22 protein-coding genes are annotated in these 22,529 nt (G+C 60.5%); all 22 read left to right on the top strand.

From position 1 onward, the window contains the following. Positions 1-6 precede the first annotated feature (6 nt). Entirely contained in the window at positions 7-1,008 is a 1,002-nt protein-coding gene (pseB, locus tag GXB78_RS15630; RefSeq protein WP_329516017.1) for a UDP-N-acetylglucosamine 4,6-dehydratase (inverting), read from the top strand. After that, positions 1,005-2,168, top strand: coding sequence for a UDP-4-amino-4,6-dideoxy-N-acetyl-beta-L-altrosamine transaminase (pseC, locus tag GXB78_RS15625; RefSeq protein WP_329516016.1), 1,164 nt, complete (start codon positions 1,005-1,007; stop codon positions 2,166-2,168). The genes pseB and pseC overlap by 4 nt, the downstream gene beginning before the upstream one ends. Before the next feature lie 6 nt (positions 2,169-2,174). After that, positions 2,175-2,870 carry a pseudaminic acid cytidylyltransferase gene (pseF, locus tag GXB78_RS15620; RefSeq protein ID WP_329516015.1) on the top strand — a complete coding sequence of 232 codons (696 nt, stop codon included), beginning with the start codon at positions 2,175-2,177 and terminating at the stop codon, positions 2,868-2,870. Beyond that, the gene (gene pseG, locus GXB78_RS15615; protein WP_329516014.1) at positions 2,867-4,372 is read left to right on the top strand and encodes a UDP-2,4-diacetamido-2,4,6-trideoxy-beta-L-altropyranose hydrolase; all 1,506 of its coding nucleotides are present in this window, start codon (positions 2,867-2,869) and stop codon (positions 4,370-4,372) included. The genes pseF and pseG overlap by 4 nt, the downstream gene beginning before the upstream one ends. Next, a complete protein-coding gene (pseI, locus tag GXB78_RS15610) occupies positions 4,365-5,417 on the top strand; it encodes a pseudaminic acid synthase (RefSeq protein WP_329516013.1) in 1,053 nt (350 codons plus the stop codon). The genes pseG and pseI overlap by 8 nt, the downstream gene beginning before the upstream one ends. Before the next feature lie 227 nt (positions 5,418-5,644). Then, positions 5,645-6,571, top strand: coding sequence for a ketoacyl-ACP synthase III (locus GXB78_RS15605; RefSeq protein WP_329516012.1), 927 nt, complete (start codon positions 5,645-5,647; stop codon positions 6,569-6,571). Between the two features lie 87 nt (positions 6,572-6,658). Continuing rightward, positions 6,659-7,948: a motility associated factor glycosyltransferase family protein gene (locus tag GXB78_RS15600; protein WP_329516011.1), complete on the top strand. Its 1,290-nt coding sequence runs from the start codon at positions 6,659-6,661 to the stop codon at positions 7,946-7,948. Further along, positions 7,945-8,211: a hypothetical protein gene (locus GXB78_RS15595; protein WP_329516010.1), complete on the top strand. Its 267-nt coding sequence runs from the start codon at positions 7,945-7,947 to the stop codon at positions 8,209-8,211. The genes GXB78_RS15600 and GXB78_RS15595 overlap by 4 nt, the downstream gene beginning before the upstream one ends. A 242-nt stretch (positions 8,212-8,453) precedes the next feature. Beyond that, on the top strand, positions 8,454-9,305 hold the full coding sequence (locus GXB78_RS15590; RefSeq protein WP_329516009.1) for a flagellin domain-containing protein: 852 nt from the start codon (positions 8,454-8,456) through the stop codon (positions 9,303-9,305). Positions 9,306-9,377: 72 nt separating this feature from the next. Next, complete coding sequence (locus GXB78_RS15585) at positions 9,378-9,734, top strand: flagellar protein FlaG (protein WP_329516008.1); 357 nt, start codon at positions 9,378-9,380, stop codon at positions 9,732-9,734. An 82-nt stretch (positions 9,735-9,816) separates the two neighbouring features. After that, on the top strand, positions 9,817-11,271 hold the full coding sequence (fliD, locus tag GXB78_RS15580) for a flagellar filament capping protein FliD (protein ID WP_329516007.1): 1,455 nt from the start codon (positions 9,817-9,819) through the stop codon (positions 11,269-11,271). A gap of 129 nt (positions 11,272-11,400) precedes the next feature. Then, complete coding sequence (gene fliS / locus GXB78_RS15575) at positions 11,401-11,799, top strand: flagellar export chaperone FliS (protein WP_041479013.1); 399 nt, start codon at positions 11,401-11,403, stop codon at positions 11,797-11,799. Between the two features lie 11 nt (positions 11,800-11,810). Then, positions 11,811-12,107, top strand: a complete 297-nt coding sequence (locus tag GXB78_RS15570) for a hypothetical protein (protein ID WP_016771085.1) — start codon at positions 11,811-11,813, stop codon at positions 12,105-12,107. Positions 12,108-12,279: 172 nt separating this feature from the next. Then, positions 12,280-13,755 carry a sigma-54 dependent transcriptional regulator gene (locus GXB78_RS15565; protein WP_041479014.1) on the top strand — a complete coding sequence of 492 codons (1,476 nt, stop codon included), beginning with the start codon at positions 12,280-12,282 and terminating at the stop codon, positions 13,753-13,755. A gap of 110 nt (positions 13,756-13,865) precedes the next feature. Next, on the top strand, positions 13,866-15,077 hold the full coding sequence (locus GXB78_RS15560) for a sensor histidine kinase (protein WP_329516005.1): 1,212 nt from the start codon (positions 13,866-13,868) through the stop codon (positions 15,075-15,077). A 5-nt stretch (positions 15,078-15,082) separates the two neighbouring features. After that, positions 15,083-16,465: a sigma-54-dependent transcriptional regulator gene (locus tag GXB78_RS15555; protein ID WP_329516004.1), complete on the top strand. Its 1,383-nt coding sequence runs from the start codon at positions 15,083-15,085 to the stop codon at positions 16,463-16,465. A 128-nt stretch (positions 16,466-16,593) separates the two neighbouring features. Then, on the top strand, positions 16,594-16,923 hold the full coding sequence (gene fliE / locus GXB78_RS15550; protein ID WP_016771081.1) for a flagellar hook-basal body complex protein FliE: 330 nt from the start codon (positions 16,594-16,596) through the stop codon (positions 16,921-16,923). 14 nt (positions 16,924-16,937) lie between these two features. Then, positions 16,938-18,725, top strand: a complete 1,788-nt coding sequence (gene fliF / locus GXB78_RS15545; protein ID WP_329516003.1) for a flagellar basal-body MS-ring/collar protein FliF — start codon at positions 16,938-16,940, stop codon at positions 18,723-18,725. After that, positions 18,718-19,737 carry a flagellar motor switch protein FliG gene (gene fliG, locus GXB78_RS15540; RefSeq protein ID WP_039761172.1) on the top strand — a complete coding sequence of 340 codons (1,020 nt, stop codon included), beginning with the start codon at positions 18,718-18,720 and terminating at the stop codon, positions 19,735-19,737. Before fliF ends, fliG begins: the two co-directional genes overlap by 8 nt. Before the next feature lie 4 nt (positions 19,738-19,741). Beyond that, complete coding sequence (fliH, locus tag GXB78_RS15535) at positions 19,742-20,548, top strand: flagellar assembly protein FliH (protein WP_329516002.1); 807 nt, start codon at positions 19,742-19,744, stop codon at positions 20,546-20,548. Next, on the top strand, positions 20,538-21,896 hold the full coding sequence (fliI, locus tag GXB78_RS15530; protein ID WP_016771077.1) for a flagellar protein export ATPase FliI: 1,359 nt from the start codon (positions 20,538-20,540) through the stop codon (positions 21,894-21,896). Before fliH ends, fliI begins: the two co-directional genes overlap by 11 nt. Positions 21,897-21,902: 6 nt before the next feature. Then, complete coding sequence (gene fliJ, locus GXB78_RS15525) at positions 21,903-22,352, top strand: flagellar export protein FliJ (RefSeq protein WP_016771076.1); 450 nt, start codon at positions 21,903-21,905, stop codon at positions 22,350-22,352. Positions 22,353-22,529: the final 177 nt, after the last annotated feature.

The raw sequence follows: 22,529 nt of genomic DNA, 5'->3' as shown, positions 1-22,529 counted from the left end.
CACAACATGTTCAACGGACAATCGATTTTCATCTCTGGCGGCACCGGCTCGTTCGGGCGCAACTTCATCCGCCGCTTGCTCGAGCAATACCAGCCCAAGCGTGTGGTGGTGTTCTCCCGCGACGAGCTGAAGCAGTACGAAATGCAGCAGACGTTCAACGCGCCGTGCATGCGTTATTTCATCGGTGACGTGCGTGACGCCGACCGCTTGCGTCAGGCCATGCGCGGCATCGATTACGTCGTCCATGCCGCTGCGTTGAAGCAGGTGCCAGCGGCGGAATACAACCCGACCGAATGCATCCGCACCAACGTCAACGGTGCGGAAAATATCATCGCCGCCGCCATCGACAATGGCGTGAAGAAAGTCGTCGCGCTGTCTACCGACAAGGCGGCCAGCCCGATCAACCTGTACGGCGCGACCAAGTTGCTCTCGGACAAATTGTTCGTCGCCGCCAACAACATCGCCGGCGAGCAGCAGACCCGTTTCGCCGTGGTGCGCTACGGCAACGTGGCGGGCTCGCGCGGCTCGGTGGTGCCGTTCTTCAGCAAGCTGATCGCCGACGGCGCGCAGGAGCTGCCGATCACCGACGAGCGCATGACCCGGTTCTGGATCACCCTCGATCACGGCGTGCAGTTCGTCCTCGATAGCTTCGCGCGCATGCACGGCGGTGAAGTGTTCGTGCCGAAGATTCCGTCGATCCGCATCGTCGATCTGGCGCGCGGCATGGCCGAGCATCTGCCGCACAAGAACGTCGGCATCCGTCCCGGCGAGAAGCTGCATGAGCTGATGGTGCCGCTGGACGATGCGCGGATGACCCTGGAGTTTGACGACCACTACACGATTCAGCCGTCGATTCGTTTTACCAGCGTCGACGTCGATTTCGCCGTCGATAAACTTGGCGAACGCGGCCGTGCCGTGGGCGAGGATTTCGAATACCGCTCGGATACCAACCCGCATTTCCTTTCGGTCGGGCAGATCGCCGATCTGCACGCGAAGCTGTCGGTATGATCCCTTACGGTCGGCAGAGCCTCGATCAGGCGGACATCGATGCGGTGGTCGAGGTTCTGCAATCGGACTGGCTGACCCAGGGGCCGACCATCGAGCGCTTCGAGCAGGCCATGGCCGAGCGCTGTCAGGCGGATTTTGCCGTGGCGGTGTGCAATGCCACGGCGGCGCTGCACATTGCCTGTCTGGCGGCGGGCCTGGGGCCGGGCGATCGCTTGTGGACTTCGCCAAACACCTTTCTCGCCTCGGCCAATTGCGGGCGTTATTGCGGCGCTGAAATTGATTTCGTCGACATCGATCCGCTGACCTGGAACCTCGACGCCTTTGCCCTTGAAGCGAAGCTCGAACAGGCCGAGCGCGACGGCACGCTGCCGAAAGTCCTCGTCGCCGTCGCGTTCTCCGGGCAGAGCTGTGACCTGCGCAAGATTGCCGACCTGGCGGTGCGCTACAACTTCACCGTGATCGAAGATGCTTCGCACGCGGTGGGCGCGACTTACGCCGGGCGCCCGGTCGGTTGTGGTGAATTCGCGGCGATGACGGTGTTCAGTTTTCACCCGGTGAAAATCATCACCAGCGCCGAGGGCGGCATGGTCCTGACCAACCGCCCGGCGCTGGCCGAGCGCCTGCAACGCCTGCGCAGCCATGGCATGACCCGCGATGCACAACAGATGACCGAGCCGAGCCACGGGCCGTGGTACTACCAACAGATCGAGCTGGGTTTCAACTACCGGATCACCGATCTGCAAGCGGCGCTGGGTCTGTCGCAACTGCGCAAGCTCGACGCGTTCGTCGCCCGCCGCCGCGAACTCGCAGCGCGTTACGATCAGTTGCTCGCTTACCTGCCGCTGACCTTGCCCAGTGCGCAGCCCGAGGCCGAATCGGCGTGGCACTTGTACGTGGTGCGTTTGCAGGCCGAGCGTTGCAACCTCAGTCATCGCCAGGTGTTCGAAGGTTTGCGCGCCGCCGGAATCGGCGTGAATCTGCACTATATTCCCGTGCACTTGCAGCCGTACTATCGCGAGCTGGGTTTTGCCGAAGGTGATTTTCCCGAGGCCGAGCGCTATTACGCCGAGGCGATCAGCTTGCCGCTGTTCCCTTTGCTCAGCGAAGCACAACAGGATCAGGTAGTCGAGCAACTGCGCCGGCTGCTGCTTGAGGAGTAAGGCACCGTGAGCTGCGTCGCGATCATCCCCGCCCGTGGTGGCAGCAAGCGCATCCCGCGCAAGAATCTCAGGCCGTTCGACGGCGTGCCGATGATCGTCCGTTCGATTCGCACGGCGCTGGAATCAGGACTGTTCGAGGCGGTCGTGGTCAGCACCGACGATGTGGAAATTGCCGATGTTGCACGGGCGCACGGCGCCGAAGTGCCGTTCATGCGACCGGCCGATCTGGCCGATGAGTTCACCGGCACCGCTGCGGTGATCGTGCATGCCTTGCAGCACTTGCCGACGTTCGATTACGCCTGTTGCCTGTATGCCACCGCGCCGCTATTGCAAACACGTTATCTGCGCCAAGGGCTGGAATTGCTCAAGCAGCATCCGCACAAGGCGTTTGCCTTTTCGGTGTGCGGCTTCGGGTTTCCCGTGCAGCGTGCGCTGACCCTCGACGAGGAGGGCGCCTTGATGTCCATGTACCCCGAATTTCGCACGACCCGCTCGCAGGATCTGCCCGAAGCGTTTCAGGATGCCGGGCAGTTTTACTGGGGCCGCAGCGAAGCGTGGTTGCGTGGCGAGACGCTGTTTTCGCCAGCCAGCCTGCCGGTGATCCTGCCGCGTCATCTGGTCCAGGACATCGACACGCCCGAAGACTGGCAACGCGCCGAATACCTTTACGCGGCGCTCAAGGCCGGCGGAGAACTGCAATGAGAGTGCTGATCCGTGCCGACGCCTCGCCGACCATCGGCAGCGGCCATATCGCCCGCTGCCTGACGCTGGCGCGGGTGCTGCGTGGCCAGGGCAGTCATGTCGCGTTTGCCTGTCGGCGTTTGCCCGGGCATCGGCTCGAAGCCTTGAATGCCGAAGGCTTCGAGACCTTCGCGCTGCCCGAGCGCTATCGTGATGAAGACTCGCTGCAGGCCATTGAATCGATGTTGCCGTGGCAGTTCGACATTGATGCACTGGGCCAGCTGCTGGACGCGCAGGCGCCGTTCGACTGGATCATCGCCGACCATTACGGCCTCGATCATCACTGGCAAACCGCTGCCCGGCGCTGGGCACATCGAATCGCCGCAGTGGATGATCTGGCGACGCGGCGCTACAGCGTCGATCTGCTGCTCAATCAGAACCTCTCTGGCTTGAGTGAAAACTACGCGCCGCTGCTGCCGCCAGGCTGTCGCACCTTGCTCGGTCCGCGCTACGCCATGCTCCGTGAAGAATTCAACTGCGCGGCCATCGAGATCAAGCCGAAAGCGCGCCGAGTCCTGGTGAATTTCGGCGGTTTCGATGCGGCGAGGCAGACTCATCACGCGATGCTCGCCCTGGCTGATTTCACTGAATTGCAGGTGGATTTCGTCGCTGGCGCCGACAACCCGGCGTGGACGCAGATGCAGGCGTTGGCGGAGACGCGACCGAACTGGCGCCTGCACAGTTTCGTCAGCGATTTCCATCAACGCATGAGCGAGGCCGATCTGTTTATCGGCGCCGGCGGCGGTACCAGTTGGGAGCGTGCGGCGTTGGGCTTGCCGACCATTTGTATCGCTGTGGCGAACAATCAGCAGGCCAACGGTGAAGTCATGGCGGCGGCCGGCGCGCATGTGTTCATGGGCGCCCGCGAGCAGGTCAGCGTCGAGCAGTTGCGTGATGCGGTCGGCTTTGTCGTGGACAATCATTTTCTGCGCCGCAGCCTCGCCGAGCGCTCGCGGCAACTGGTCGACGGACGCGGTGCCGCACGCGTGGCAGCAGCGCTGGCCGGCGCGGTGCTCAAACTGCGCCCGGCGACGCTGGACGATGCGCAGTTGCTGTTCGATGGGCGCAATGCCGAGCCGGTGCGGCGCTGGTCACTGGAAACCGGCGTGATCGATTGGGCGCAGCATCTGAACTGGTTGACGGCAAGTCTGCGCAATCCGCAAAGGCTGCTGTTGATCGCCGAGGCGGATGACGGCCCGGTCGGGGTGCTGCGCTACGACTTGCGCGGGTTTGAAGCCGAAGTGTCGATCTATTTGCTCGAGGGGCGTTTCGGCCTGGGTTGGGGCAGGGCAGTGCTCAGCCGAGGCGAGGCGTTTGTCAGCGCACACTGGCCGCAATTGACGCGCATCAATGCCCGGGTCATGCCCGCCAATCAGTCCTCATTGAAAGTCTTCCGCGACGCCGGGTTCATCCAGGAAACCTGCGCGTTCAGCCGTGTTTTGAAGGATCACCCGCATGCCTAGTTTCAAGATTGGCCACCACAGCATCGGTGCCGATGCGCCGCCGTTCATCATTGCCGAGATGAGTGGCAATCATAATCAGTCTCTCGATGTCGCCCTGCAAATCGTCGAGGCTGCTGCGAAGGCTGGTGCGCACGCCTTGAAGCTGCAAACCTACACCGCCGAAACCATGACCCTGGATTTGGCTGAAGGCGAATTCTTCATCAAGGATCCGGGCAGTCTGTGGGCCGGAACTTCGCTCTACGACCTCTACGAAAAAGCCCACACACCGTGGGAATGGCACGCGCCGATTTTTGCTCGGGCCAAGGAGCTGGGGATGCTCGCGTTCTCGACACCGTTCGACGACAGCGCGGTGGACTTCCTCGAGAGCCTTGAAGTGCCGGCGTACAAGATCGCCAGTTTCGAAAACACCGATCTGCCGTTGATCCGCCGTGTGGCGGCGACCGGAAAACCGCTGATCATCTCCACCGGCATGGCCAGCATTGCTGAACTGGATGAAACCGTGCGCGCCGCACGCGAGGCCGGGTGCAAGGATCTGGTCTTGCTAAAGTGCACCAGCACTTATCCGGCCACGCCACTCAACAGCAACGTGCGCACGATCCCGCATCTGCGTGAGTTGTTCGGCTGCGAGGTCGGGCTGTCGGATCATTCGATGGGAGTTGGTGTGTCGGTGGCGGCGGTTGCGCTGGGAGCGACCGTGGTGGAAAAGCACTTCACCCTCGACCGTTCGGCCGGTGGCGTCGACGCGAGTTTTTCCCTGGAGCCGGCGGAACTGGCCAGTCTGGTCGCCGAAACCGAGCGTGCCTGGCAAGCCATGGGGCAGGTGCATTACGGCGTGACCGAGGCTGAGCGCAAGTCGTTGGTCTATCGCCGTTCGCTGTATGTCACCGCTGACATGGCCGCCGGTGAAGCCTTTACCGCGGACAATCTGCGCGCCATCCGTCCTGGCCTCGGTCTGCCGCCCAAGCACACCGATGCCGTTCTCGGACGCCGCGCGCGCACCGCGATCAAGCGTGGGACGCCGCTGGATTGGTCGCTGATCGAATAAGCCAATCTGCCATCGATTCGGCAAAATAGCGTGACCTGCGAGTCATAACGCGCATCTTCACTGTATTGTATTGACCGGGGAGATGGCGCCTGGCCCGTTTTGCGGTTCCAGTGATAGCCCTTTGCGCTTCCCGTGGCTGCCCGTCGTGGCGGCCGTTTTCTGTTTGTCGGCGCCCCTCGAATCCTTGCGAGCGGTGGTTTTGGGCTGTTTTTTATTGGGAAGCCGTAATGATTGGCATAAAAAGCATTGCGAGCTACGTTCCTGTAGCCGGCGTGGACAATTACGCACAAGGTGCAAAATTCGAGAAGGATGAAGAATTCATCCTTGGCAAGATCGGTTCGGCGTTCCTGCCGCGCAAAGACGCTGAGCAGGAAACCTCCGATCTGTGCGTGGAAGCTGCCAATGCGCTGTTTGCCAGCAACCCTGAACTGAAGCGTGAATCAATCGATGCGCTGATTGTCGTCACCCAGAACGGTGACGAAGAAGGCCTGCCGCATACCGCTGCCATCGTCCAGGACAAGCTCGGCCTGCCGACCAATGTTGCAGCGTTCGACATTTCCCTGGGCTGCTCCGGTTACGTCTACGGTATCTACGCGATCAAGGGCTTCATGGAAGCCGCCGGCCTGAAGAACGGCCTGCTGATCACCGCTGACCCGTATTCGAAAATCGTTGACCCGCAAGACCGCAACACCACCATGCTGTTCGGCGATGCTGCCACGGCAACGTGGATGGGCGAAAACCCGACCTGGGCGCTGGGCAAGGCCAAGTTCGGCACCGACGGTTCCGGCGCCCCGCACCTGAAAGTCAGCAACGGCGTGTTCTTCATGAACGGCCGTCAGGTCTTCAACTTCGCCCTGCTGAAGGTCCCGGCGCACTTGCATGAGCTGCTTGACGATTCGGGGCTGAAAGCCGATGACATCGATGCATTCTGCATTCACCAGGGCAGCGCGGCGATTGTCGACGCCGTGGCGCGACGCTTCGAAGGCGAGCCGGAGAAATTCATCAAGGACATGGTCGAGACCGGCAACACCGTGTCGTCGAGCATTCCGTTGCTGCTGGAAAAACACGTGCTCGATTCCGACTGGCAGCGCGTTGCGCTGAGCGGTTTTGGCGTCGGCCTGTCGTGGGGTTCGGCGATCATCTATCGCCCGTAAGCCCGAGCAAAAACCACTGATACAAAAATAGCGTTCAAGGTTAACCTTGAACGCTATTTTTTTGCCCGAGAAGGAGCGCGAGGCGCCATGAGCGAGTTTTTCCAAGCCAATGCCGAGGTGTTGCAACGGCGCTGGCCGGCGCTGTTCGAGCGATTGATGGCTGAAGACAGCGAGTCCGTGCAGGCCGAACTCGTGCAAGGGCTGGGCTCGACGCTGAGCGTCGATGGCATTCAGCTCACCAGCCGCCATGATCGCCTGCATGAGGCGAAGATTCAGGCGACGAGCCTGCCGGAAAAACCGCAACTGCATGTCTATGGTACTGGCCTGGGCGACTTGCCCAGTGTGCTGCTCGAGCGCGCGGGGCTCGAGCGCCTGTACGTACACATCCTCAATGGCGCGCTGTTCGCGCTGGTGCTGCAACTGCTCGATCAGCGCCAGTGGCTGCAGGATCCTCGGGTCGAGCTGTTTTACGCCGGTGATCACCCGGACTTCTTCACGCCATTCTTTGCCTTGCCGGCCGAGATGCTGCTGGCCGACGACTTCAATGCGAAGATCCGCGACCGCCTGATCAATGAAGTCCATCTGACGTTCAACAACCGCGATTTCGATCCGCAGTCGCCGCAGATCCAGCAACGTTTGCAGGAATGTCTGCCGCTGCTGCTCGGCGATGCTGACGTAGCGCAATTGTTTGGCACTTGCGCTGGGCGGGAGGTCTACGTGATCGCCACCGGGCCGACGCTGGAACAGCATTTCGGACGCCTGGCGGCGATCCGTCAGCTTGACGAGCGGCCGTTGTTCATCTGCGTCGATACGGCCTATCGGCCATTGCGCGAACACGGCATCGTGCCTGATGTGGTGGTAAGCATCGATCAGCGCATCGGTTTCCGGCATCTGCCCTTCGAGGCCTCCGACGGCATTACGCTGGTGTACCTGCCGATGAGCGACCCGCAGGTATTGAAGGCATGGAAGGGCAGGCGCTATGGCGGTTATTCGGCGAGCCCGATGTACGCCGAGTTGAAAGAACAGTATCCGCGCGGTGAGCTGCACGTCGGCGGCAGCGTGATTCATCCGGCGGTGGATCTCGCGGTAAAAATGGGCACGAGTCGAATCACACTGTTTGGCGCTGACTTCGCCTTCCCGATGAACAAGACCCACGCCGGTTGGGGTGACGGTGATCTGGGCCCGCCGCTCGCTCAGGCGCGGCACTGGGTGCGCGATGGTCACGGTCAGCGCGTCAGCACTCAGCTCAATTTTCGCGGCTATCTGTGTGTGCTGGAGCGCTACATCGCCGCGCATCCACAGGTCGAATTTCTCAACAGTAGCCGTGCCGGTGCGCTGATCGCAGGGACTGCTTTCAATCCGGAGTTCGTGCAATGAGTGCGCTGAGTCAGTGCCAGGATCAGTGCCGTCAATGCGCTGCGATGTTTCGTCAGGGGCGTGACGTCGAGGCGGCATTGACCATGGTCGATGTGTTCGAACAGGCCCAGCAATGTCTGGCGGCTGCCTCGGTGGACGTGCAGCAGATTTGGGCGCGGGTGCTCATGCAATTGCTCGATTGTCAGGAACGCCAGGACTGGTTGGGTCTGGCTGACTATATGGAATACGAGCTGGTTGAATTGCTCGAAGATGCCCGGCGCTGAAGCGCTCAATGGCGCTGGCCCGCGGCTCTGCGTTACAGGCGGTTTTATGACGTCATTTTTTCGCGGTTGAAGTACTGCTAAGTCATTGTTTTCTCGGGGGTGGCGTGGTGATGGCAAAATTTTTTCAAAAAGCCCTCAAGCAACCTGCAAACCCGACGATAACTATTACGAAGGTTCTCTAGGCCATACCCGGCGGTTGCCAGGGCCGGAAGCCGCAGTACCCAACCAACGAGGAATTCGTCATGGCTTTAACAGTAAACACCAACACCACATCGTTGAACGTTCAGAAAAACCTGAACCGCGCTTCCGACGCTCTGTCCACTTCGATGCAGCGCCTGTCTTCCGGCCTGAAAATCAACAGCGCCAAAGACGACGCCGCTGGCCTGCAGATCTCCAACCGTATGTCTTCGCAGATCCGCGGTAACACCCAGGCCATCCAGAACGCCAACGACGGTATCTCCGTTGCCCAGACCGCTGAAGGCGCTCTGCAAGCTACTACCGACATCCTGCAGCGTATGCGTGAACTGGCTGTTAAAGCCCGTAACGGTACCAACGGCACTGCTGACCAGACCGCTACCAACGCTGAATTCGCTCAGATGTCCGACGAGATCACCCGTATCTCCGCTTCGACCAACCTGAACGGCAAAAACCTGCTGGACGGTTCGGCTGGTACTGTGACCCTGCAAGTTGGCGCAAACACCGGTTCGGCTAACCACATCGACCTGGTACTGAGCTCCAAGTTCGACGCCGTCAGCCTGTCGGTTGGCAGCGGCACTGTTGTACTGACCGGTGCAGACGCTGCTACCGCTGCTACCAACATCGACAGCGCGATCACTGCAATCGACGCCGCTATCGCTAACATCGGTGCAACCCGTGCCAGCCTGGGTGCTTCGCAAAACCGTCTGACCAGCACCATCTCCAACCTGCAGAACATCACTGAAAACACCACCGCTGCCCAGGGTCGTGTACAGGACACCGACTTCGCCGCAGAAACTGCTAACCTGACCAAGCAGCAGACTCTGCAGCAAGCTTCCACTTCGGTTCTGGCCCAGGCCAACCAACTGCCTTCCGCTGTACTGAAACTGCTTCAGTAATTCGGAACAGGTTTAAGCGGGGGAGTGCGCTTGTCGTGCTCTCTCGCTTTTTTACGTTAAGAGGTGATGGGCATGGACATGAGCGTGAAGCTTAACGTGTCTTATCCGGCTCCCAAGCCAGTGCCACCGGTTGCTGACAAACCGTCAGAGCTGCCTAAAGTCCAAAAGACTGAAGCGCCGGTCGCTGCCAAGGATCAGGATTCGGACAGCGCCAAGTTGAAACTGGCGGTGCAAGAGATCGAAAAGTTCGTCCAGTCGATCAAGCGTAATCTGGAGTTCTCGATCGACGAGCATTCCGGAAAAGTCATCGTCAAGGTGATCGCGAGCGAGACGGGTGAAGTCGTTCGACAGATTCCTTCCGCTGAAGCCCTCAAGCTGGCGGACAGCCTCGCCAACGCAAGCCACGTGTTGTTCGACGCCAAAGTCTGATAAATGGCATGAATAGTGTTTGTTCGTTCTCAAGACGCCTGTAACGGTCAAAAGAATGGCAACAATCTGAAGGGAGATGCACATGGCAAGTCCAATTCTACCGGGTTCCGGACTGGGTTCCGGCCTGGACATCGGCGCGATCGTCACCGCGCTGGTCAACGCCGACAAATCGCCGAAGCAGACGCAAATCGATTCTGCAACCAAAACCAACAGCCTGAAAATCTCCGGTGTGGGGTCGTTGAAGAGTGCGCTTACCGCATTCCAGACCGCGATGACCAACCTGAGCAGCAAAACCAATCCTGCGTTTGCTGGCTTCACGGCGACTTCGGGCAATGCGGATATCCTCAGCGCCACGTCCGACAGCACCGCAGTTTCGGGCAAATACAATGTTGTTGTGAGCAAACTGGCCACGGGCTCGAAAATTGCCAGTGCTTCTTTCGCCGGCGGTGCCGCCAGTGCCATTCCGAGTGGTACCCTGAAAATCAGTCAGAATGGCACTGATTACAACGTCGATATCCCGGCTGGCGCGACCTTGCAGAGCACGCGTGACGCGATCAACAAAGCTCAAGGCGCTAACGGAATCTCTGCGAACATTGTGACCGACAGCAGCGGGTCCTCGCGCCTGGTGATCAGCTCAAGCAAGACCGGCGCCGGTTCTGACCTTACCGTCAGCGGCATTGCCGGTCTGGAAATCGATGGCACTCAGCCGCTGGGAACCAGTCCGGCGGCAGGCGCTTCGGGGGCTGTCAACGGCGTAGCGCAAGACGCCCAGCTGACCATCGACGGGCTGACAGTAACCAGCAAGAGTAATACGGTGAGCGGCGCAATCAGCGGGCTGACCCTGAATCTCACTTCGGTCACGCCAGCCAATGGCGCGCCTACTGTCGTCAGTGTTGATGCCAATACCAAAGGGTTGCAGACATCGATCCAGTCGTTTGTCGACGCTTACAACACGCTGAAGAAAACCATCGATACCCTGTCCAAGGCGACGCCGGATGAAGATGGCAAGCTGACCGTGCAGGCTGCATTCACGGGCGATTCGCTGCCGCGGACACTGATAGCCGATATTCGTGCTGAACTGACGGCTCCAGGTGCAGGCGGCCCACTGTCTGTGCTGTCGCAATTGGGTGTAATGACCGACCGCACCAGCGGTAACCTGACCTTCGATACCGCCGCCTTCAACAAGACCATGGACCAGCCCGGAATGACGGGGCAGGTTCAGCAGTTGTTTACCGGGACCAACGATACCAACGGCCTGTTGGCACGTATGAGCAAGGCGGTTGATCCGTACCTCAAGGCGCCTGTGGGTGGCAAGGTCACCACCGGTCTGCTGGATCAACGTCTTGCCATTCTCACTAACAACACACGCAATTTGACCAACCAGCAACTTGCGCTGGACCTGCGCGTCGCCAACCTGACCAAGACGTTGACCGCCAAGTACAACGCCATGGACTTGCTGGTGGGCCAGATGAAGGCAACGGCGAGCAACATCACGTCGTTCTTCAGCTCGCTGAACGCTCAGCAGTCAGCGAAGTAACAGTCAGTAACGACAAAAACCCGGCTACGCTTTATCGGCGTGCGCCGGGTTTTTGTCTTTTGATCTAAAGTTCTCGGACCAGTTGGCGATACACTGGTTATACGAGTCAACGTGGCAATGAGGTAGAACATGAACCCGATGTTAGCCCTTCGGCAGTACCAGAAAGTCGGCGCCCATGCGCAGACTTCCGAAGCGAGCCCGCACCGCCTGGTGCAAATGTTGATGGAAGGCGGCCTGGCCCGTATTGCTCAGGCAAAAGGTGCCATCGAGCGCAAGGACATTCCCGGCAAATGCACGGCGATCAGCAAGGCCATCGGCATCGTCAGTGGCCTGCGCGAAGGTCTCGATCTCGAAAATAATGCAGAGGCACTGGCCGATCTGGATGGCCTGTACATCTACATGATGAAGCGCCTTGCCGAAGCAAATATCAGCAGCGATCCACGTGTCCTCGATGAAGTGGCCGGCCTGCTGACAACGGTAAAAGAAGGCTGGGACGCCATCGCGCCCGTGCCGGCTCCGCAATTCTGAAGGAGAGCACCATGAGTCTTGTATTGCAGCGAATTGCCGATACCCGTGAAGCGTTGGTCGGTGCTCTGGCCGAGCGAAACTGGGAAGCCATTGGCGAGCTGGATCTGGCTTGCCGTTCCTGCATGGAAGACGTCATGGCGGAAGCTTCGCTGGACGAAGTAGCGTTGCGCGACAACCTCGAGGAGCTGCTATTCGTCTACAAGGAGCTTCTTGAGGTGGCGATGGGGGAGCGCCAGGCGATAGCCAACGAGATGTCGCAGATCACCCAAGCGCAAAAGGCTGCAAAGGTTTACCATCTGTTTGGTTGATTAACCGTCAGTTGAACCAAAGATGTGCGCCATAAATTTGACTGTGCACGGTTTTTTGACTTAACTAGTGGCTATTATCAGGTTTAGGGCGTCTACAGGCACATGGTGTCCTGCAAGCGTCTCGCTTGCCTTATTTTTCGGGCATTGAGTTGACTAGGGAAGTTGCTATTGCATGTGGCGTGAAACCAAAATTCTGCTGATCGATGACGATAGCGTCCGCCGCCGCGACCTGGCGGTGATTTTGAATTTTCTTGGCGAAGAAAATTTACCCTGCGGCAGCCATGACTGGCAGCAGGCAGTCGGCTCTTTGTCGTCTAGTCGTGAGGTCATTTGCGTACTGATCGGGACCGTCAATGCTCCTGGCGCGCTTTTGGGCTTGCTAAAGACACTCGCAACCTGGGATGAGTTCCTTCCGGTTTTGTTAATGGGCGATAATTCTTCCGTTGACCTGCCTGAAGACCAGCGTCGCCGCGTCCTTTCGACCCTGGAAATGCCGCCCAGCTACAGCAAATTGCTCGATTCACTGCACCGCGCTCAGGTGTATCGCGAGATGTACGACCAGGCCCGTGAACGCGGCCGTCATCGCGAACCCAATCTTTTCCGCAGCCTCGTCGGCACCAGTCGTGCGATTCAGCACGTCCGTCAGATGATGCAGCAGGTGGCCGACACCGACGCGAGCGTGCTGATCCTCGGCGAGTCCGGCACTGGCAAGGAAGTGGTCGCGCGCAACCTGCACTACCACTCCAAGCGCCGCGACGCGCCGTTCGTGCCGGTCAACTGCGGCGCGATCCCTGCCGAGTTGCTGGAAAGCGAACTGTTCGGCCACGAGAAGGGCGCCTTCACCGGCGCGATCACCAGCCGTGCCGGACGCTTTGAACTGGCCAACGGCGGCACGCTGTTCCTCGACGAAATCGGCGACATGCCGCTGCCGATGCAGGTCAAGCTGCTGCGCGTGTTGCAGGAACGCACCTTCGAACGCGTGGGCAGCAACAAGACCCAGAGCGTCGATGTGCGCATTATTGCTGCGACCCACAAGAATCTCGAAAGCATGATCGAGATCGGCTCGTTCCGCGAAGACCTCTACTATCGCCTGAACGTGTTCCCGATCGAGATGGCGCCGCTGCGTGAGCGCGTCGAAGACATCCCGCTGTTGATGAACGAACTGATCTCGCGCATGGAGCACGAGAAGCGTGGTTCGATCCGTTTCAACTCCGCGGCGATCATGTCGCTGTGCCGTCACGGCTGGCCGGGCAACGTCCGCGAGCTGGCCAACCTGGTCGAGCGCATGGCGATCATGCACCCGTACGGGGTGATCGGCGTGGTCGAGTTGCCGAAGAAATTCCGCTACGTCGACGACGAAGACGAACAGATGGTCGACAGCCTGCGCAGCGATCTTGAAGAGCGCGTGGCGATCAACGGCCATACCCCGGACTTCAGCGCCAACGCTTTGCTGCCGCCGGAAGGTCTGGACCTCAAAGACTACCTCGGTGGTCTGGAGCAGGGCCTGATCCAGCAAGCGCTGGACGATGCCAATGGCATTGTTGCCCGTGCTGCTGAACGGCTGCGTATTCGTCGCACCACGCTTGTTGAGAAGATGCGCAAGTACGGCATGAGCCGGGCTGGAGGAGATGAACAGGCGGATGATTGACGCCTGTTTTTCAAGCGCTTCATTTATAAGCGGTTTTTTTTAGGCACGGGTATTGCTATAGCCCTCGCAACGTTCCGTTTCACTGACGGTCAGCCAAGCGAGAGAGCCCAATGCCCCAAGCCGCCCAGATCTCTTCTGCCTCCAATATCGTGGGGCAACCCTCGTCCGTAGAGCAGGCAAGTCGTCAGGGACTTGAGCAGGCCTTTCAGCTGTTCAACCAGATGTCGAGCCAGCTGACCGATTCCTACAGCCTGCTCGAAGCCCGCGTCACCGAGCTCAAGGGTGAGCTGGCGGTGGTCAGCGCCCAGCGCATGCAGGAGCTGGCGGAAAAAGAACGCCTGGCCAATCGGCTGCAAAACCTCCTTGATCTGTTGCCCGGCGGCGTCATCGTCATCGACGGCCACGGCCTGGTGCGCGAAGCCAACCCGGCCGCCATCGACTTGCTCGGCTCGCCACTCGAAGGCGAACTCTGGCGCCATGTCATCGCACGCTGCTTTGCTCCGCGTGAAGACGACGGTCATGAAATTTCCTTGAAAAACGGTCGACGCCTGTCGATTTCCACCCGCTCGCTGGACGCCGAGCCGGGGCAGTTGGTGCTGCTCAATGATTTGACGGAAACCCGTCATCTTCAAGATCAACTGGCACGGCACGAGCGCTTGTCTTCGCTGGGGCGTATGGTCGCGTCTCTGGCCCATCAGATTCGCACGCCGTTGTCCGCCGCTTTGCTCTACGCCAGTCATTTGACTGAGCAGCATTTGCCGGTGGAAACCCAGCAGCGCTTTGCCGGGCGCCTGAAAGAGCGTCTGCATGAGCTGGAACATCAAGTGCGCGACATGCTGGTGTTCGCCCGTGGTGAATTGCCCCTGACCGAACGCATAACGCCCAATGCCTTGATGCAAGCGTTGCAGGCCGCGGCGCTGACCCACGTGCAGGATCTGCCGATTCGCTGGCAGTGCGACAGCCATGCCGGTGAGCTGCTGTGCAACCGCGACACGCTGGTCGGCGCGTTGCTGAACTTGATTGAAAACGCCATCCAGGCCAGCGCCGGCGAGGCGCGCTTGAAAGTGCATTGCTACACCAGAGGCAACACTCTGCGTGTGTGTGTCAGCGACAGCGGCAGCGGCATTGAGCCGACAGTTTTGGCGCGCCTCGGCGAGCCTTTTTTTACTACCAAAGTTACCGGGACCGGCCTTGGCCTGACCGTGGTCAAAGCGGTGGCGCGTGCCCATCAGGGAGAATTGACCCTGCGTTCGCGAGTCGGGCGAGGCACCTGCGCGCAGGTCAGCCTGCCGCTGTTTACCGCTGCACAGGGAGTTGAATAATCGCCATGGGCATCAAGGTGTTGCTGGTCGAGGATGACCGTTCGTTGCGCGAAGCGCTGGCCGATACGCTGTTGCTCGCCGGCCACGATTACCACGCCGTCGGCAGCGCCGAAGAAGCGCTGACGGCGGTCGCACAGCAAGCCTTCAGCCTGGTGGTCAGCGACGTCAATATGCCGGGCATGGACGGCCATCAATTGCTCGTCTTGCTGCGCGCGCGCCAACCGCAATTGCCGGTGCTGCTGATGACCGCCCACGGCGCGGTCGAGCGTGCGGTCGATGCGATGCGCCAGGGTGCGGCGGATTATCTGGTCAAGCCGTTCGAACCCAAGGCATTGCTCGATCTGGTGGCGCGGCATGCGTTGGGCAGCATAGATGCTGGCGAAGCGGAAGGCCCCGTCGCCGTTGAACCGGCCAGTGCGCAGTTGCTTGAACTGGCCGCACGGGTCGCGCGCAGTGACTCGACTGTGTTGATCTCCGGCGAGTCCGGCACCGGTAAAGAAGTGTTGGCGCGCTACATTCACCAACAATCGCCGCGGGCCAGTCAGCCGTTCATCGCGATCAACTGTGCGGCGATCCCCGACAACATGCTCGAAGCGACACTGTTCGGGCATGAGAAAGGCTCATTCACCGGCGCTATCGCTTCGCAGGCCGGCAAGTTCGAACAGGCGGACGGTGGAACCATTCTGCTCGACGAGATTTCCGAAATGCCGTTGGGCCTGCAAGCCAAACTGTTGCGGGTCTTGCAAGAGCGTGAAGTCGAGCGCGTAGGCGCGCGAAAGCCGATCAGTCTGGATATCCGAGTGGTTGCGACCACGAACCGCGATCTGGCCGGTGAAGTGGCGGCGGGGCGCTTTCGTGAAGACCTGTTTTACCGCTTGTCGGTTTTCCCCCTGGCCTGGCGTCCACTTCGCGAGCGCACTGCCGATATCCTGCCGCTGGCGCAAAAGTTGTTGGCCAAACACGTCAATAAAATGAAGCACGCTGCGGCGAAGCTCTCCCCCGAAGCGCAAGCCTGCCTGACCGCGTATCCGTGGCCGGGCAACGTGCGGGAGCTGGACAACGCCATTCAGCGCGCGCTGATCCTGCAGCAGGGTGGTTTGATCCAGCCGCAGGATTTCTGCTTGACCGGTGCGGTGACTTTTGCGCCATTGCCGGTCGCTGCGCCAGTAATCCGCGAGGTGGAGATCGAGGCGGATTCTTCCGGCGCCCTGGGCGATGACCTGCGCCGCCGGGAGTTTCAGATGATCATCGACACCCTGCGCGCCGAGCGTGGCCGGCGCAAGGAAGCTGCCGAAAAACTCGGTATCAGCCCGCGCACTCTGCGCTACAAACTGGCGCAAATGCGCGATGCCGGGATGGACGTCGAAGGTTATCTGTTCGCCACCTGACGGATGTTGCAAAAAAGTCCAGATGCTTTTCTCAGAAGGGTGCCCATGAGCTGGCACCCTTGTTGCTAATACCTGTGTACCCGCCGAGTGAGTGTCAAAAAATTGCGGGCCGCCCAAGAGAGTAGACCATGAGCCAAGGTATTGAATTTAATCGGTTGATGATGGACATGCAGGCCATGAAAGTGGATGCCATGTCTGCGCGTAAATCGACTGCCGCCGTCCCTGAAATCGCCGGCAGCAGCTTTTCCGACATGCTCGGTCAGGCGATCAATAAAGTCAGCGATACCCAACAGGCGTCGACTCAACTGGCCAATGCTTTCGAGATCGGCAAGAGCGGTGTCGACCTGACCGACGTGATGATCGCATCGCAAAAAGCCAGCGTGTCGTTCCAGGCTCTGACCCAGGTGCGCAACAAGCTGGTCCAGGCTTACCAAGACATCATGCAGATGCCGGTTTAAGGGCGAAATAAGTCATGGCAGAAGCAGTCGCTGATAACGTTCCGGCCAAGGCCACCCCGATCGACGGCAAACCGCCGCTGTTCGGCCTGTCCTTTCTGGAAAACCTTTCCCAGATGACCGTGCTGCGTCAGGTCGGCCTGTTGGTCGGTCTGGCGGCGAGCGTGGCGATTGGCTTTGCCGTGGTGCTGTGGTCGCAGCAGCCGGATTACCGTCCACTGTACGGCAGCCTTGCGGGCCTGGACGCCAAGCAGGTCATGGAAACCCTGGCCGCCGCTGACATCCCTTACAACGTAGAACCCAATTCCGGCGCCTTGCTGGTCAAGGCCGACGACCTGTCCCGTGCGCGGATGAAACTCGCCGCCGCTGGTGTCACTCCCAGCGACGGCAATATTGGTTTCGAAATCCTCGACAAGGAACAGGGTCTGGGCACCAGCCAGTTCATGGAAGCGACCCGTTATCGTCGCGGCCTCGAAGGCGAACTGGCGCGGACCATCTCCAGCCTGAACAACGTCAAGGGTGCCCGCGTGCACCTGGCGATTCCGAAGAGTTCGGTGTTCGTCCGTGACGAGCGCAAGCCGAGCGCTTCGGTACTGGTCGAGCTGTACAGCGGGCGTTCGCTGGAGCCGGGTCAAGTGGTGGCGATCATCAACCTGGTCGCGACGTCCGTGCCCGAGTTGAGCAAATCGCAGATCACCGTCGTCGATCAGAAGGGCAACCTGCTCTCCGATCAGGCGGAGAACTCGGAAATGACCATGGCCGGCAAGCAGTTCGATTACAGCCGCCGCATGGAAAGCATGCTCACCCAGCGCGTGCACAACATTCTGCAACCGGTACTGGGCAACGATCGCTACAAGGCTGAAGTCTCCGCCGACGTCGATTTCAGTGCCGTCGAATCGACTGCCGAGCAGTTCAACCCGGATCAACCGGCGTTGCGCAGCGAGCAGTCGGTCAACGAACAACGCACCGCCAGCAATGGCCCGCAAGGTGTGCCGGGTGCCCTGAGCAACCAGCCGCCGTCGCCGGCCTCCGCGCCGCAAACTACCGGTGGCACCGCCGCACCGGCCGGCATGATCCAGCCGGGTCAGCCACTGGTTGACGCCAACGGTCAGCAGATCATGGATCCGGCCACCGGCCAGCCAATGCTCGCGCCGTACCCCGCCGACAAGCGTCAACAATCGACGAAGAACTTCGAGCTCGACCGTTCGATCAGCCACACCAAGCAGCAACAGGGCCGTCTCAATCGCCTGTCGGTGTCGGTGGTGGTCGATGACCAGGTCAAGGTCAATCCGGCCAACGGTGAAACCAGCCGTGCGCCGTGGAGCGCCGACGAATTGGCGCGCTTCACGCGTCTGGTGCAGGACGCCGTCGGTTTCGACGCCAGCCGTGGTGACAGCGTCAGCGTGATCAACATGCCGTTCTCCGCCGAGCGCGGTGAAGTGATTGCCGATATTCCGTTCTACTCCCAGCCATGGTTCTGGGACATCGTCAAACAAGTGCTGGGTGTGCTGTTTATCCTGGTGCTGGTGTTTGGTGTGCTGCGTCCGGTGCTCAACAACATCACCGGCGGTGGCAAAGGCAAGGAGCTGGCCGGTCTGGGCAGCGACGTGGAACTCGGTGGCATGGGCGGCCTGGACGGCGAACTGGCCAACGACCGCGTGAGCCTCGGTGGTCCGCAGAGCATTCTGTTGCCGAGCCCGAGCGAGGGTTATGACGCGCAGCTGAATGCAATCAAGAGTCTGGTAGCTGAAGACCCGGGTCGCGTGGCTCAGGTCGTAAAAGAGTGGATTAACGCAGATGAGTGATAACCGAGCCGCCGCCGTCAAATTGACCAAGGTCGACAAAGCCGCGATTCTGCTGCTGTCCCTCGGTTCGACCGATGCTGCACAAGTGTTGCGCCACATGGGCCCCAAAGAGGTTCAGCGCGTCGGCGTGGCCATGGCGCAGATGGGCAACGTGCACCGTGAGCAGGTCGAGCAGGTGATGAGCGAGTTCGTCGACATCGTCGGCGATCAGACCAGTCTCGGCGTCGGTTCCGACGACTACGTGCGCAAGATGCTCACCCAGGCCCTGGGCGAAGACAAGGCCAACGGCCTAATCGACCGCATCCTGCTCGGTGGCAACACCAGTGGCCTCGACAGCCTGAAATGGATGGAGCCGCGCGCCGTAGCCGACGTCATCCGTTACGAACACCCGCAGATCCAGGCGATCGTGGTCGCGTACCTCGACCCGGATCAGGCCGGCGAAGTGCTCGGCAACTTCGACCACAAAGTGCGTCTGGACATCATCCTGCGCGTTTCGTCGTTGAACACCGTGCAACCGGCAGCCTTGAAAGAGCTCAACCAGATTCTCGAGAAGCAGTTCTCCGGCAACTCGAACGCCTCGCGCACCACCCTGGGTGGCATCAAGCGTGCGGCCGATATCATGAACTTCCTCGACAGCTCGATCGAAGGCCAGCTCATGGACTCGATCCGCGAAGTCGACGAAGACCTGTCCGGTCAGATCGAAGACCTCATGTTCGTGTTCAACAACCTTGCCGACGTCGACGACCGTGGCATTCAGGCGCTGTTGCGCGAAGTCTCTTCCGATGTGCTGGTGCTGGCCCTCAAGGGTTCGGACGAAGGCGTCAAGGAAAAGATTTTCAAGAACATGTCCAAGCGTGCCGCCGAATTGTTGCGCGACGACCTCGAGGCCAAAGGCCCGGTGCGCGTCAGCGACGTGGAAACCGCACAGAAGGAAATCCTCACCATCGCCCGTCGTATGGCCGAAGCCGGCGAGATCGTGCTCGGTGGCAAGGGCGGCGAGGAAATGATCTAAGCCCATGGATAAGCCTGACGAGTCTGTGACGGATCTGATCCGCGCCCGCGATGTTCGCGGCTTCGAATCCTGGGCGCTGCCCAGCTTCGATCCGCCGAAACCGGAACCCGAGCCTGAGCCGGAACCCGAACCGCCGGAAATGGAAGAAGTGCCGCTGGAAGAAGTCCAGCCACTGACTCTGGAAGAACTCGAAAGCATCCGTCAGGAGGCTTACAACGAGGGCTTCGCCATTGGTGAAAAGGAAGGTTTTCACAGCACCACGCTGAAGGTGCGTCAGGAAGCCGAAACAGCGCTGGCGGCGAAAATCGCCAGCCTTGAGCTGCTGATGGCCAACCTGTTCGAACCGATCGCCGAGCAAGACACACAGATTGAAAAGTCGCTGGTCGACCTCGTGCAACACATCACCAGACAAGTGATCAAGCGCGAACTGGCCATCGACTCGACGCAGATCGAACACGTCATGCGCGATGCCCTCAAGCTGTTGCCGCTGGGCGTGGAAAACGTGCGTCTGTACGTCAATCCGCAGGATTTCGCCCAGGTCAAAGCCCTGCGCGAGCGCCACGAAGAAACCTGGCGCATCGTCGAAGACGAGTCGCTGTTGCCGGGCGGCTGCCGGGTTGAAACCGAGCACAGCCGCATCGACGCCAGCGTCGAATCGCGGGTGACCCAGGTCATGGCCAAGCTGTTCGACCAGTTGCACGAGCAGGCCCTGCACCCGGCAGCGCCTGACCTGAGCCTGGAAATTCCCGCAGACACCCCAGCGGCTGTCGACTCTGACGAGCCGCGCGCGGACGCCCGCGATGCGCCTTGAACGCACCAGTTTCGCCAAGCGCCTGAGCACCTACGCCGAGGCCACCGAGATTGCCGGCGCGCCGATCCTTGAAGGTCGGCTGCTGCGCATGGTCGGCCTGACCCTCGAAGCCGAAGGCCTGCGCGCCGCCATGGGCACCCGCTGCATGGTGATCAACGATGACAGCTACCACCCGTCTCAGGTGGAAGCGGAAGTCATGGGCTTTTCCGGCAGCAAAGTCTTTCTGATGCCGGTCGGCAGCGTCGCCGGCATCGCCCCGGGCGCCCGCGTGGTGCCTCTGGCCGACACCGGTCGTTTGCCAATGGGCATGAGCATGCTCGGTCGGGTTCTTGACGGCGCCGGCCGCGCGCTGGACGGCAAGGGCGGCATGAAAGCCGAAGACTGGGTGCCGATGGATGGCCCGACAATCAACCCGCTCAACCGTGACCCGATCAGCGTGCCGCTGGACGTCGGCATCCGTTGCATCAACGGTTTGCTGACGGTCGGCCGTGGCCAGCGTCTGGGTCTGTTCGCCGGTACCGGTGTCGGTAAATCGGTGCTGCTGGGCATGATGACCCGCTTCACCGAGGCCGACATCATCGTCGTCGGCCTGATCGGTGAGCGTGGTCGCGAAGTTAAGGAATTCATCGAGCACATCCTCGGTGAAGAAGGCCTCAAGCGCTCCGTAGTGGTCGCCTCGCCGGCGGACGATGCGCCGCTGATGCGTATGCGCGCGGCGATGTATTGCACGCGCATCGCCGAGTATTTCCGCGACAAGGGCAAGAACGTTCTGCTGCTGATGGACTCGCTGACCCGTTTCGCCCAGGCCCAGCGGGAAATCGCTCTGGCCATCGGCGAACCGCCGGCGACCAAGGGTTATCCGCCATCGGTGTTCGCCAAACTGCCGAAACTGGTGGAGCGCGCCGGTAACGCGGAGAAGGGCGGTGGTTCGATCACGGCGTTCTACACCGTGCTTTCCGAAGGCGATGACCAGCAGGACCCGATTGCCGACTCGGCGCGGGGCGTGCTAGACGGCCACATCGTGCTGTCGCGGCGTCTGGCTGAGGAAGGTCACTATCCGGCGATTGATATCGAAGCGTCGATCAGCCGGGTCATGCCGGCGGTGGTTTCGCCGGATCACATGCAGCGTGCGCAGTACTTCAAGCAGTTGTGGTCGCGCTACCAGCAGAGCCGCGATCTGATCAGCGTCGGCGCTTACGTCGCCGGTGGCGATCGCGAGACCGATCTGGCGATTTCCCTGCAACCGCAACTGGTCAGGTATCAGCGCCAGGGCCTCAACGACAAAATCAATCTGGGTGAGAGCCAGGCCTATCTGGAAACCCTGTTCGCCCCTGCGGCGGGCGGGTAACCAGCCATGGCCGTCAGCCGCGCCGCTCGCCTGGCACCGGTGGTGGACATGGCCGAAAAGGCCGAGAAAGCCGCCGTGCAGCGCCTCGCCTACTTTCAGGGCCAGGTCAAGGTCGCCGAAAGCAAACTGGCCGACCTCAATGCCTTTCGTCTGGATTATTCGCAGCAATGGATCGTGCGCGGCAGCACCGGCGTGACCGGGCAATGGTTGCTGGGTTTTCAGGGCTTTCTGGCGCAACTCGACACAGCGGTCGATCAGCAACGGCAGAGCCTGGTCTGGCACCAGAACAAGCTCGACAAGGCCCGTGAAGAGTGGCAGCAGGCGTTTGCCCGCGTCGAAGGTTTGCGCAAACTGGTGCAGCGTTATCGCGACGAGGCGCAGCGCCTTGAGGACAAGCGCGAGCAGAAACTGCTGGATGAACTGTCGCAGCGCTTGCCGCGGCGTGATGCCTTCTAAACCTCACCGCCAAACCCCTGTGGGAGCGAGCCTGCTCGCGAAAGCGCCGTGTCAGTCAACGCTGTAGTCAACTGACAGAATGCCTTCGCGAGCAGGCTCGCTCCCACACTTGTTCCACCGTTGCGCCTTGCCCCAACCCTATCCAGCTGCTAAACCTTGTACAGGTTCGTCAATGAC

This window comes from Pseudomonas moraviensis subsp. stanleyae, assembly GCF_036283065.1.
Lineage (GTDB): Bacteria > Pseudomonadota > Gammaproteobacteria > Pseudomonadales > Pseudomonadaceae > Aquipseudomonas > Aquipseudomonas stanleyae.
The sequence above is the reverse complement of the archived record's forward strand: the minus strand, read 5'-3'. Positions and strand labels throughout refer to the sequence as shown.

Excerpts from the sequence above, each read along its gene's own strand:
- pseB (WP_329516017.1), top strand. The coding sequence starts at position 7 with ATGTTCAACGGACAATCGATTTTCATCTCTGGCGGCACCGGCTCGTTC.
- pseC (WP_329516016.1), top strand. The coding sequence starts at position 1,005 with ATGATCCCTTACGGTCGGCAGAGCCTCGATCAGGCGGACATCGATGCG.
- pseG (WP_329516014.1), top strand. The coding sequence starts at position 2,867 with ATGAGAGTGCTGATCCGTGCCGACGCCTCGCCGACCATCGGCAGCGGC.
- pseI (WP_329516013.1), top strand. The coding sequence starts at position 4,365 with ATGCCTAGTTTCAAGATTGGCCACCACAGCATCGGTGCCGATGCGCCG.
- GXB78_RS15605 (WP_329516012.1), top strand. The coding sequence starts at position 5,645 with ATGATTGGCATAAAAAGCATTGCGAGCTACGTTCCTGTAGCCGGCGTG.
- GXB78_RS15600 (WP_329516011.1), top strand. The coding sequence starts at position 6,659 with ATGAGCGAGTTTTTCCAAGCCAATGCCGAGGTGTTGCAACGGCGCTGG.
- GXB78_RS15595 (WP_329516010.1), top strand. The coding sequence starts at position 7,945 with ATGAGTGCGCTGAGTCAGTGCCAGGATCAGTGCCGTCAATGCGCTGCG.
- GXB78_RS15590 (WP_329516009.1), top strand. The coding sequence starts at position 8,454 with ATGGCTTTAACAGTAAACACCAACACCACATCGTTGAACGTTCAGAAA.
- GXB78_RS15585 (WP_329516008.1), top strand. The coding sequence starts at position 9,378 with ATGGACATGAGCGTGAAGCTTAACGTGTCTTATCCGGCTCCCAAGCCA.
- fliD (WP_329516007.1), top strand. The coding sequence starts at position 9,817 with ATGGCAAGTCCAATTCTACCGGGTTCCGGACTGGGTTCCGGCCTGGAC.
- fliS (WP_041479013.1), top strand. The coding sequence starts at position 11,401 with ATGAACCCGATGTTAGCCCTTCGGCAGTACCAGAAAGTCGGCGCCCAT.
- GXB78_RS15570 (WP_016771085.1), top strand. The coding sequence starts at position 11,811 with ATGAGTCTTGTATTGCAGCGAATTGCCGATACCCGTGAAGCGTTGGTC.
- GXB78_RS15565 (WP_041479014.1), top strand. The coding sequence starts at position 12,280 with ATGTGGCGTGAAACCAAAATTCTGCTGATCGATGACGATAGCGTCCGC.
- GXB78_RS15560 (WP_329516005.1), top strand. The coding sequence starts at position 13,866 with ATGCCCCAAGCCGCCCAGATCTCTTCTGCCTCCAATATCGTGGGGCAA.
- GXB78_RS15555 (WP_329516004.1), top strand. The coding sequence starts at position 15,083 with ATGGGCATCAAGGTGTTGCTGGTCGAGGATGACCGTTCGTTGCGCGAA.
- fliE (WP_016771081.1), top strand. The coding sequence starts at position 16,594 with ATGAGCCAAGGTATTGAATTTAATCGGTTGATGATGGACATGCAGGCC.
- fliF (WP_329516003.1), top strand. The coding sequence starts at position 16,938 with ATGGCAGAAGCAGTCGCTGATAACGTTCCGGCCAAGGCCACCCCGATC.
- fliG (WP_039761172.1), top strand. The coding sequence starts at position 18,718 with ATGAGTGATAACCGAGCCGCCGCCGTCAAATTGACCAAGGTCGACAAA.
- fliH (WP_329516002.1), top strand. The coding sequence starts at position 19,742 with ATGGATAAGCCTGACGAGTCTGTGACGGATCTGATCCGCGCCCGCGAT.
- fliI (WP_016771077.1), top strand. The coding sequence starts at position 20,538 with ATGCGCCTTGAACGCACCAGTTTCGCCAAGCGCCTGAGCACCTACGCC.
- fliJ (WP_016771076.1), top strand. The coding sequence starts at position 21,903 with ATGGCCGTCAGCCGCGCCGCTCGCCTGGCACCGGTGGTGGACATGGCC.